At 32.0% G+C, this 10200-nt stretch carries 13 protein-coding genes; 6 read left to right on the top strand and 7 right to left on the bottom strand.

Annotated elements, in window-relative coordinates; translation table 11 throughout:
- A partial coding sequence (locus tag AC07WY_RS21355) for a HEAT repeat domain-containing protein (protein ID WP_494737069.1) occupies positions 1 to 356 on the bottom strand: 356 nt, incomplete at its 3' end.
- A gap of 168 nt (positions 357 to 524) precedes the next feature.
- On the opposite strand from AC07WY_RS21355, the gene AC07WY_RS21350 reads away from it, so the two are divergent.
- Positions 525 to 1202 carry a HEPN domain-containing protein gene (locus tag AC07WY_RS21350; protein WP_494737068.1) on the top strand — a complete coding sequence of 226 codons (678 nt, stop codon included), beginning with the start codon at positions 525 to 527 and terminating at the stop codon, positions 1200 to 1202.
- A gap of 258 nt (positions 1203 to 1460) precedes the next feature.
- Here the strand turns inward: AC07WY_RS21350 and AC07WY_RS21345 are convergent, their stop codons facing one another.
- Positions 1461 to 2228, bottom strand: coding sequence for a phosphoribosyltransferase (locus AC07WY_RS21345; protein WP_111861406.1), 768 nt, complete (start codon positions 2226 to 2228; stop codon positions 1461 to 1463).
- Between the two features lie 316 nt (positions 2229 to 2544).
- Here AC07WY_RS21345 and AC07WY_RS21340 point away from each other — a divergent pair, with 316 nt between their 5' ends.
- Both AC07WY_RS21340 and AC07WY_RS21335 read left to right on the top strand, forming a co-directional pair.
- Positions 2545 to 2856, top strand: coding sequence for a hypothetical protein (locus tag AC07WY_RS21340; RefSeq protein ID WP_494737067.1), 312 nt, complete (start codon positions 2545 to 2547; stop codon positions 2854 to 2856).
- A 228-nt stretch (positions 2857 to 3084) separates the two neighbouring features.
- Positions 3085 to 3285 carry a hypothetical protein gene (locus AC07WY_RS21335; RefSeq protein WP_494737066.1) on the top strand — a complete coding sequence of 67 codons (201 nt, stop codon included), beginning with the start codon at positions 3085 to 3087 and terminating at the stop codon, positions 3283 to 3285.
- A gap of 119 nt (positions 3286 to 3404) precedes the next feature.
- Here AC07WY_RS21335 and AC07WY_RS21330 read toward each other — a convergent pair whose 3' ends face one another.
- The 4 genes from AC07WY_RS21330 to AC07WY_RS21315 form a co-directional block, all read right to left on the bottom strand.
- The gene (locus tag AC07WY_RS21330) at positions 3405 to 3926 is read right to left on the bottom strand and encodes a hypothetical protein (RefSeq protein WP_494737065.1); all 522 of its coding nucleotides are present in this window, start codon (positions 3924 to 3926) and stop codon (positions 3405 to 3407) included.
- A gap of 8 nt (positions 3927 to 3934) precedes the next feature.
- Positions 3935 to 4660, bottom strand: coding sequence for a hypothetical protein (locus AC07WY_RS21325; protein ID WP_494737064.1), 726 nt, complete (start codon positions 4658 to 4660; stop codon positions 3935 to 3937).
- Positions 4657 to 4884, bottom strand: coding sequence for a hypothetical protein (locus tag AC07WY_RS21320; RefSeq protein ID WP_494737063.1), 228 nt, complete (start codon positions 4882 to 4884; stop codon positions 4657 to 4659). The genes AC07WY_RS21325 and AC07WY_RS21320 overlap by 4 nt, the downstream gene beginning before the upstream one ends.
- 446 nt (positions 4885 to 5330) lie before the next feature.
- Positions 5331 to 6215: a MobA/MobL family protein gene (locus AC07WY_RS21315; RefSeq protein WP_494737062.1), complete on the bottom strand. Its 885-nt coding sequence runs from the start codon at positions 6213 to 6215 to the stop codon at positions 5331 to 5333.
- Positions 6216 to 6670: 455 nt separating this feature from the next.
- Here AC07WY_RS21315 and AC07WY_RS21310 point away from each other — a divergent pair, with 455 nt between their 5' ends.
- From AC07WY_RS21310 to AC07WY_RS21300, 3 genes are all read left to right on the top strand, one after another.
- Positions 6671 to 7384 carry a hypothetical protein gene (locus AC07WY_RS21310; RefSeq protein ID WP_494737061.1) on the top strand — a complete coding sequence of 238 codons (714 nt, stop codon included), beginning with the start codon at positions 6671 to 6673 and terminating at the stop codon, positions 7382 to 7384.
- A gap of 676 nt (positions 7385 to 8060) precedes the next feature.
- Positions 8061 to 8984 carry a replication initiation protein RepM gene (gene repM / locus AC07WY_RS21305; RefSeq protein WP_494737060.1) on the top strand — a complete coding sequence of 308 codons (924 nt, stop codon included), beginning with the start codon at positions 8061 to 8063 and terminating at the stop codon, positions 8982 to 8984.
- A 66-nt stretch (positions 8985 to 9050) separates the two neighbouring features.
- A complete protein-coding gene (locus AC07WY_RS21300; RefSeq protein WP_494737059.1) occupies positions 9051 to 9593 on the top strand; it encodes a plasmid replication DNA-binding protein in 543 nt (180 codons plus the stop codon).
- A 382-nt stretch (positions 9594 to 9975) separates the two neighbouring features.
- On the opposite strand, the gene AC07WY_RS21295 is transcribed toward AC07WY_RS21300, so the two are convergent.
- Positions 9976 to 10200, bottom strand: a 225-nt coding sequence (locus AC07WY_RS21295; RefSeq protein ID WP_494737058.1) for a HEAT repeat domain-containing protein, incomplete at its 5' end; no start/stop codon positions are given.

Below are 10200 nucleotides of genomic sequence, written 5' to 3'. Positions count from 1 at the left end.
GCTATTCTTTGATTTGGAATAGTACTTCTTGAAAGTGTTAGAAGACGATCAACTGCCTTTTCTCCACCAGCGTTACCCAAAGCTTCAATAGCCGCTATTCTTTGATTTGGAATAGTACTTCTTGAAAGTGTTAGAAGACGATCAACTGCCTTTTCTCCACCAGCGTTACCCAAAGCTTCAATAGCCGCTATTCTTTGATTTGGAATAGTGCTTCTTGAAAGTGTTAGAAGACGATCAACTGCCTTTTCTCCACCAACGTTACCCAAAGCCTCAATAGCCGCTATTCTTTGATTTGGAATAGTGCTTCTTGAAAGTGTTAGAAGCTGACTCACCATAGTGTCATTTGAATTTGACATGTTTGAAATCACCTAGATATTAGATTCATTATATTTATGAGGTAACAATATTGATTTTCAATATTTTTTTTAAATTAGCATTAAGTCGATTAAGGGTAGAGCATTTCATATAAGGTGTACTATATTCACTTTATAAAATCTTAAGCTAAATAATTTACAGGTCCTACCATGAGTTCCAAAGTACTTGATCGTTTTGAACAGTTGATTAATGAAGCCAAGCAAATAGCCACTAAGAAACAGTCCTCAACAACAACAAGAATGAGCAGGACAACAACTAGAGAGTATTTTGATGAAGTTACTAATGAATACTATTTGTCATGGAAAGTTAAAACTGAAAATTTGTTAAAGATTTCGTGTGGTGAAGATTCAGTTCATTATCAAGCATTCTTGCGTGAAAAAGATAATGGTCTTTCTTTTCCATCAAGGTTAAGAAATTCAATTCCTGTAGTGCTAGCTGCTTATGATGATTTAAAAAATGGTTTTTTAATTTCTTTTAAACAAATCGTACAAGCCGAAGTTTTTGATAGCGAATTAGAACAAGCAAAATCACTTTTGGAAAGTGGGTACAAAAATTCTTCTGCTGTAATTGCAGGAGTGGTCTTAGAAACTGCAATTAAAGAATTATGTTTAAATCATGGAATTGAGCTAGATAGAAAAAAATTAACTCATTTGAATGATGAACTTGCAAAAGCTGGCGTCTACAATAAACTTCAACAAAAGCAAATAACTGCTTTAGCTGATATTAGAAATAATGCAGCTCATGGTGATTATGATCAATTTACCAAAGAAGATGTAATTAGAATGATTCAAGATATTGAAAGATTTATATTAAATTTTTCTTCTTAAAATAAAAAAAAGAGAGCTTTCGCTCTCTTTTCTGAATCTTTCTCTTTTCTCGATAAGAGAATCGTATTTGCTGCTGCCAAATTAAGATAGAATTTTAGCTCTTATCGCTGGCCTCTACCTAGCTCACACAGATCTCTTTGTTGTTTTAAGACAGAGGAGACTAATTCCCGGTCTCTTATTAAAATAAGCTTTAATAGGTACAATGACTAATGAATTATTTTTATAGTTAACATGTTTTTTTATAAAATCGAATTAACATCAGGTTTTTTTATTAATTTTATTAAGATGTGGACTAAACAAAACAGCCCCTAACACAATGTTATTTCTATTATTTTTAATAATTTTTTCTTTAGCATTGATAACAGTCGAACCTGTAGCAAAAAGATCATCAACTAGTAAATATGTTCCTTCAGGTAATGAGTTTTGTGTAATTTCCACAGGATCTAAATACTCTCGAAGATATGTTGGAACATCTGAAATAGAAAAACTTGTTCCAGATTCAGTAGCTCTATTTATTACATATATTAATCTAGACTTATCCAAACTCTCTAAATCTGAGCATTGAATTTGTTCTATCATTTCATCATTGGATTTTTTTACAAAAAGGTTGTCAAACAATATAGCATCCGGTATTAACCTGCTAATTCTCCTTGCTAAGCTGCTTGATAGGCAGTGCTTAGACGGCATTGGGACTATATAATCCACTTTATGAAGTTCCAATATTTGATTTACCATTTGATCTAATAACGTATAAAAATCTTCTCTCATTCCTGTAAGTGAATGTCTAGTTATATACAGATCAGGAACTTTCTTTTTCCAAGCATATATAAAAGGGCAATTATCTCCTTTTAAACGTGAGCGTTTAGAGTTCTTAGGCCGATAATAAATTGAATGTATAATCATAGGTTGACTACACTTCGTTTCTACTACACAAGGACTTTTACCAATGTTTGCAGCGGTTACCGCATACTGATTTACCTGATGATTTATACTAACTAAACCATCCTCTGCTATAGAAAAGCCCAAGAAACCCCCTATGATAAATCTAAATAGCTAATTTATTTTGATAAATAATAACAAAATCGTGGGTATATTTCTGAACTTTTACTACTTATCAAAGTTGCTCATTTATCTTTGGGTAGCCATTCACAGATGGCTTAGACTTAACATAAAATTTCTTATGCGAACTTTAAGAAAAACTGAATCTAGACTCGAAAAAATATATTATTAAAGATGATTTTCATCTGCTTATTTTTTAATATTTACTTTTATTATCATTAATTTATAGATTTTTTTTGTAGAATAGGAGAATTCCTTAAAAAATTTAAAGAGATAATTATTCATGGAAATATTAGCGAGAAAACATTATAGAGATCAGTGGGGTGGGAAAAATTATGGTTGTTATCCATTAAAAACATATGGTGAAGACTTAAAAAAACGATTAGATAATTCAATTAAATGGGAGCTGATTACGAAAGATGAGCATATTGATACAAGGAATGATAATCAATGTGACATCCATCGAGGTAGTGATTTTATATACAGAAATATCGAAACTTCAGATATGATTTTTGTTGGTTTAGTTAGGTCTAGAAGTGGTAAAACCAAAGATTGGTATTTTTCTTTAACATTTTTAGGTCCCATAAATTTTTAATTAATATGCTTTTGAAAGCCCATTTAATAAATAAAAAAGCCCAACATCCTGTTGGGCTTTTTTACATATTTGATGCTTTGGTTTGACTCCTGTCATACCTTTACATTCCTTGTATCTTATCTTGTTATTCTTATCTGGAGCATCCTGCTCTCTATGTGTCCATGATAAGAAACTGAATGAGATCCGTATATGGGCAAAGTCCCTAAATTCATGTACGCCTAGGCGTACATGAAGCTGAATTTATCCCAAGAGTTGTCCGCAGAAAATGCGGATAGTTTCAGAAATATGACCGTTGAGAAATCAGGGGAAATTGAAATTTTGATCAACAAACAACCAAATTTATTGGCAAAAGATATCAAACTTGGTCAAAAAAGATCCGCTTTGTTTCCAAAGCGGATTTTTGCGGTATTTTTGAATTATGTAAAATGATTAGGTTATTGAAAAATAATGTATTTATACTTTTGATTTCGCATAACGCCCATTATGTTAAATAGACGGGAAATTTCATGGTGTTTGGAGTTCTTATAAGAAATTTTATGTTAAATAGGCTAATTTGACTTGGCTTCGAAAGCTGTCTTTAAGGATTTATGTTTAGCTGATGATACTTCGTTCTGTGAAACTGGTGCTGTTAAATTTTCAGTCATTAGATATATTAATGTTGCTTTAGCTAACTTACGCTCTCTAGAGCCTTCTTGATGGTTAAAGTAAAGACCATAGTGATCAGGGGCACCAACTTGTTCAATTCGAATTAAGTCTTCTGTACGATTCACTTCATCATAAGTTGCTTCCTTATTTAGATAAGTAAAGTAAGAAGATGGGCCAAATTGAAAGAAAGGAAATATTCGTTCCATAACAATTAAAAGCTGTTGCTCTATAGATCCATTTTCTCCATATCTAAAAGAAACATGATTATGGTCACTTGGTCTAATATCTAATGATGCCTCTGATACTTCTCCATTTTCAACTCTGCTTGCTCCAACATTTCTCCAAATATTGAAATTGTCATCGAAAGGCATAGTAATGTCTGAATTTATAATAATATTAGTAGGAACTATAGTAGTACTATTCATGACATTTTTTAGTAAGCAAGTAATGCAATAAGTTTATCAAATTCTTTAGAGTTTTTGAAACTGATATTCATATCAGCAACACCAGAAAACCTGACTAATCCTTTGATTCGATTGATATATGAAAAATCTACACATTGTTTATCTGTAAAAGTCAAGTTTAAATATCTCTTTGTTGTCCTAATTTGATTAATTTCGCAAGTAACGAAACCATTTTTATTATTAATACTAATTTTAAGTTCATTCGCATTATAAAATGAATATAAAGAAGGAATATATCTTAAAAACTCAATTATAGAATTCATCGATGGTGATGTATGTATCGTGTATAGATCATCAGATTTAATATAATTTACATAAGTGTCATTGAGAGCATTCAGAATTTCAATAATTTGGGGGAATTGATCTAAATTAGAAAACTGCTGATCTAAGACATATTTTAATTGGCAGTAAAAGTGATAAAAAGAACTATATTCTACATGCTTGTAGTAGTTTTCTAAAAACTCATTCCAACACTCATAATCCATTCTAGAATTATGATATACACTCACTTCATGTAAGGTGATATAAGTTTTTTTATAAAAAATTTTACTTTTCCTATGAGCAGAGTAGAAATATTCATCTTTTTTATATAGTGTTTTATATTCTACGTTTTCATCTGACTTTTTAAATTTCTCAAAAAGTTGATCTAACTTATCTTTATTCACATATGAAGATTTTAAATAAGTAATACTCATAGCTGTTCTTTTTCAGTATTTTTTTCATCAAAATGATCTTGAAGTTGAGCAAGTAAATATCTTCCATTATCTTCATCAAGAATCATTGACGATATGACTTCTTCAACAGAATCTCCATTGTCAGTATCAATGCCCATGATTGTAAAGAAATCTACAATAATTTTATCTTTATCAAGTTTTTGAACTCCAACATTTGTTGTGTAAACAGCTGGAGCTTTGCGCATAATTTTCATAAAAATAAAAATTTAATTAGATATTAAATAGATAATACCAAAAAAATATGTATATACGACATCACTAAGTCACTAAATTTTGTTTTTAAATAGTTTTCTTAGGTTAATCTCTTAGAAAATATAAATTTTTATGATATCACTCTGATATTTTCTACAATTAACATAATACAGCTTATGCGAAAAACCTAGATTTTATATTTATAGGCAATAAATCTAGGTTTTTCATGATTTAAAACACAAATTTTCCATGTATGGATAAAAATCCTAGGCTTTCCATGTTTAAAAAACACAAATTTTCCATGTATGGATAAAAATCCTAGGCTTTCCATGTTTAAAAAACACAAATTTTCCATGTTGTGGCTAAAAATCACTCACAATATGGATAAGTTTTTTCAAGATTCCATGTTAAAAAAACACAAATTTTCCACTTATAAAAATCAATCTAAGCTAAAGCCAGGATCTTTTTTCTGAGTAAGCACATGGCGTCTAGATATTTCTAAATCATATTCCTTGCCATAAAGTTCAGCATTGTTCTGATTTCTAATTTTTTTAATTGTGTTTTTTTGAGCTTCAACATCAAGCTGAATAATTGGATCAGCGCTATAAAGTTTCCATCGAGGGATTTGTGGTACATCCTGTAATTTGGTCCCGAATTTTTGATTGAAATCGTCATTAGATAGGCAACTGACCTGATTTTTCACTTCAATTTCTACACCATAAACCATTACTTTTTTAGTTGGTGCATATTTTTCTAAAAACAAATTCATTAATTCTTGAGTTTTTTCACGGAATACTTTGACTTGATTTCGCCCAAAACCTAATGCATCTGCAGTTAACTTTTGCGCACCACCTTGAGTTGGATTTTTTGGACGATACTGTTTAAAAAACTGCTCTGGTGGTCGTTCAATATTGTCTGAAATTGTTCTTTCTGAATACATCAAATGTAAATGTGGTTGATCCTCTCCGGTAATTTCACTGGGATGATTGTGAATGACTGCGGTATAAGGAAATTGATATTGTCCGGCAAACTGATCTATTAACTTCTGAACCAATTCTGCTCGTTGTTCTGGTATTAACTCTTTGGGTAACGCAATGGTTAAAGTAGAGCTTGTTCTTCCCCGGGCAATTTCAAATTGATCAGCACTTTTCCAAAAAAGTTTTGGTTTATTTTCTGCCCATTTGGGCATATTTCCATACCGCATAAACTCTAATTTTTCATTATCCTTTTGATTTTCAAAATGAGCAGTCCGAGTTAAATAATGGAATGCATTCAGAGAACTCTGCTCTTTTTTAATATTATGCTTTAGCTTTAAATAAAACATTAGTTCACCTCAAACAAATTACGTGTAACAAAACAGTAAATTTTCTTGTAACAAGGGGCTAATTCTTGTTGCAGAGAGCAGTCTTTTCTTGTTGCAAACACCGATATTTCATCAAAAAAGTTTGTTGCACTCCTCTAAAAATCGCTGTTTTTCTTGTTGCACCCCTTTCCCATTTCTTGTAACGGCAGACATTGCTTACTTTTTCACCATTAAGAAAAATTTCGTTAAATCCCGAAGAAAAACTCATAATTTAATAATTAAATCAGTGGGTTATGTAGCCTCCGAAGGAGCGAGTAGAAGTGTCTTTTTTTAACAATGATTGCTTTAGCAATCATTGTTAAAAAAAGACACGGAAACGAGATAAACAATATTTTATGTATAACATAAAATATTGTTTCAACACCATCAGAAATCCGCTAACATCAATTTAGATACCCAAAATCAGGAAATCCGCTTTGGCCGGTAGAAAAACATTTGCCCTAACCCAACAAGAAATCATCGATTTGGATAAACATATTCGAGCGCTGCCGTTTAAAAGACGAATGCAAGATGCTTTTTTAGCAATGATTTCTGAACGAGAATCAATTAAACAACTGAATGAAGAAGATTTAAAACTTATTCAACGATGTCGTTATGAGCGGAATACTTATAGTAAACGTATAGTTCAATTACAACTGATCCAAAAAACCGAGCCAAAGAAATTAAAAAAATTAGAATTGAATATCCTAGAATTAAGTAAAAAAACAGATATTGATGCTTACTTTGCAATGCATGATGCATTAAATGAAGTTTTAAAAATTAAAAGAAATCAGACTTCTGAAAAGAATATTACAGCGAAGGTCGAACGAGTTTTAAACCCTGAGAAATATAACCAGGACCCCCTTAGTAAATCTTTAAGAAAACAGCAAGATCACATTAAATATTTTATCGGATCACTATATTTAAACTTATTGGAACAAAGCGGTTTAGAGCGATCAAATTCAAACCAAGATTTAGATCGAATGCTCAATTTATTTAAGCAAGCACAATCCGGAGCAGAAAAGAACAATGCATTTAGCCCGGATCAAAATAGAAAAACAGATATTTTATCGGCTAAATCGCTATATGAAATGGAGAAATTGATTAAGCAAGCCAAAGAAGATCCAAGGAATCCTTTCAATAAAGTTTAGATTGACTCAAATAATAGGGTTTAAATACGCTTTTGAAGCCGTATATGCCTTTTTCCATCCTAAACCTATAGTTCCCCATCAATAAAAAAATAAAGCGCTCTAAACGCAAATTAGAGTGCTTTGGAGATCATTTGATTTTACAGATAAGAACAAAGCGAGTGTCTACGAGCGATCCTTGGAAAATTTTGCCTAGACTCCCTGAAAAACCGCTTTTTAGGCTGTGAAGCCTAAATAAGCATGGAAAAGTTGTAGAAATTTGAGTCTAGATCGAGCATAGCGAGTAAAAAAGTTTTATGAGCGAAGCGAATTCCGAGTTGCTTTGGCTGTTGCCTTTGCTTTTTTTTAATTCTAGAAGGTATTAGCAAAAAATTGCCCCTCGAATCGAGCGAAAGCGAGATTCAATAGAGTTTGAGCGGAGCGAAAACATAGGGCAATTTTTCTTTTGCTAGGCTTTTAGTTATTTTTAAGGTTTTTAAATACTTTTAGACTTGCTGAAAGCCTTGATACATAAGTATTTCAAGGCTCATATGACTACGTTTATCGACCCATATCACTACGTTTATCGACCCATATCACTACGTTTATCGACCCATATCACTACGTTTATCGACTATTTGACTACTTGGATATTTGATGTAGTATTACTACAACATTTGTTAATGTAGTAATAAGAACAATGAAAGACTTAGTTGTCAAAGATAATGCTTTAATTAATGCAAGTTATAACCTTGATTTAGTTGAGCAAAGGCTAGTCCTCTTAGCAATCATTGAAGCAAGACAGACAGGCAAAGGGATCAACGCTAATGATGCTTTGGTAATCCATGCATCAAGTTATATTGAGAATTTTAGTGTAGAGAAACATACTGCCTATGCTGTTTTGAAAGAGGCAAGTAAAGTCTTATTTGATAGGAGGTTTACATATCAATCTCTAACAGATAAAGGCAATGTAAAAACTACTCATACTCGCTGGGTAAGCGAAATTAGCTATATTGATAATGAAGCATCTGTAAGTCTTATCTTTTCACCAGCTGTAGTTCCATTAATTACAAGACTCGAAGAACGATTTACCAGCTATGAATTAAAGCAAGTAAGTCAATTGACTAGTCGGTATGCCACTAGACTTTACGAACTTTTAGTTGCTTGGCGTAGCACTGGCCAAACTCCTATATTTGAGATCGCAGAATTTAGACAGCAGCTTGGTATTGCTGATGATGAATATACTCGCTCAGATAATTTTAAGAGAAGGGTTCTAGATATAGCTATATCTCAAATCAATACCTTTACAGATATCAATGTTAAATCTGAACAACATAAAGCTGGACGATCTATTTCAGGCTATAGTTTTTCATTTAAGTCAAAAAAATCAGTTAAAAGTAATCCTAAAAAAAGTAGCGAACAGCTAGAACTAATTGATCAATTATCTGATAAACAGATTTTTTTATTCTCAAGTAAATTAGCTTATGAACCTAAATTTTCATCGAAATATAGTAAGGCTGGAGAAAGCTATGACAGCTTTATAATTAGAATATCCGAGGATCTAACAGATCCTAAAAAAATTAAGGAATATTCTCCATATCTTAAGGAATTAGGATTTAAATAAGTTTTTAAATTGACACTGTCAACTTAAACGTAAAGTATTAACTCAACTTAATCACCAGTTTACACTATGAAAAAATTATCAGTTTCAGAATTGGCTAAGCTGTATGGGTATTCAAGACAGGCTATATATGCCCATATAAATAAAGGAAATTTATCAAAAGGATCTGATGGTTTAATTGATTTTTCAGAAGCTTTAAGAGTATTTGGCGAACCACAAAACAAGGTAAACAATGTCAACAAAAGTCAATCAGTTAACAGTCAAAATTTGACTGAAGTTGACTTACTAAAACAACAAGTTGACATACTTGAAAGACAATTGAATCAAGCATTACTTAGAGAGAATCAATCATTAGAACGAGAGTCTTTCTATCAAGAACAAATTGAAGCTATGCAACGCTTATTGGAAGCCCCCAAATCCCATACCCCTACGTCTATCGACCCAGAACAGACTCAATCTGAATCAATAACAGAAGAAAAATCAGAAGTCATCTCCATGCCTAAGGAAAAACCAGAGGTAAAAGAAAATAAGCGTGTATCAGTACCAGAACATGTTGAATCTGAACCGGAGAAAAGGGGATTTTGGAGTCGTTTTTTCAAACCATATGATTAGGCAAAAAAAAGCCACATACTTGGGGTTTATATGTGGCTTGAAAGTGATGGATAGCCTATAGCTTCTGGAGTTCCATAAGAAATATATTGCACCAGGAACATGAATAAATGATGCTGAAGATGTCGTTTAAATAATTATTTATATGGATAAGATGTCACTTAGCCTTGAAAACGTGAGTGATGATCATTAAATAGGGCTACACAAAACGTGAAACAATGATCAAAGAATAGGCGTGGAACGTGAATAATCACTAAAAAGCCGTTCTAGTGCGCTGAACTCTAGAACGGCTTTGACTAAGATATTGATGCTTATAGGAAAATTTCAAGCATTTCGCATAAGGCGTATTATGTTAATTTTAGGAATTCTAATAATTACATCTTACCTATTTGAAGTTTTTAGCTTTACTCAAAGCTTCAATAGCCGCTATTCTTTGATTTGGAATAGTACTTCTTGAAAGTGTTAGAAGACGATCAACTGCCTTTTCTCCACCAGCGTTACCCAAAGCTTTAATAGCTGCTATTCTTTGATTTGGAATAGTACTTCTTGAAAGTGTTAGAAGACGATCAACTGCCTTTTCTCCACCAGCGTTACCCAAAGCTTCAATAGC

It is taken from the genome of Acinetobacter sp. GW821-FHT01C12 (genome assembly GCF_059422625.1).
The sequence above is the reverse complement of the archived record's forward strand: the minus strand, read 5'-3'. Positions and strand labels throughout refer to the sequence as shown.

Coding starts and splice junctions, on each gene's coding strand:
- AC07WY_RS21320 (WP_494737063.1), bottom strand. CDS start 4,884: ATGCGCAAAGCTCCAGCTGTTTACACAACAAATGTTGGAGTTCAAAAA.
- AC07WY_RS21340 (WP_494737067.1), top strand. CDS start 2,545: ATGGAAATATTAGCGAGAAAACATTATAGAGATCAGTGGGGTGGGAAA.
- AC07WY_RS21325 (WP_494737064.1), bottom strand. CDS start 4,660: ATGAGTATTACTTATTTAAAATCTTCATATGTGAATAAAGATAAGTTA.
- AC07WY_RS21350 (WP_494737068.1), top strand. CDS start 525: ATGAGTTCCAAAGTACTTGATCGTTTTGAACAGTTGATTAATGAAGCC.
- AC07WY_RS21335 (WP_494737066.1), top strand. CDS start 3,085: ATGAAGCTGAATTTATCCCAAGAGTTGTCCGCAGAAAATGCGGATAGT.
- repM (WP_494737060.1), top strand. CDS start 8,061: ATGAAAGACTTAGTTGTCAAAGATAATGCTTTAATTAATGCAAGTTAT.
- AC07WY_RS21330 (WP_494737065.1), bottom strand. CDS start 3,926: ATGAATAGTACTACTATAGTTCCTACTAATATTATTATAAATTCAGAC.
- AC07WY_RS21300 (WP_494737059.1), top strand. CDS start 9,051: ATGAAAAAATTATCAGTTTCAGAATTGGCTAAGCTGTATGGGTATTCA.
- AC07WY_RS21315 (WP_494737062.1), bottom strand. CDS start 6,215: ATGTTTTATTTAAAGCTAAAGCATAATATTAAAAAAGAGCAGAGTTCT.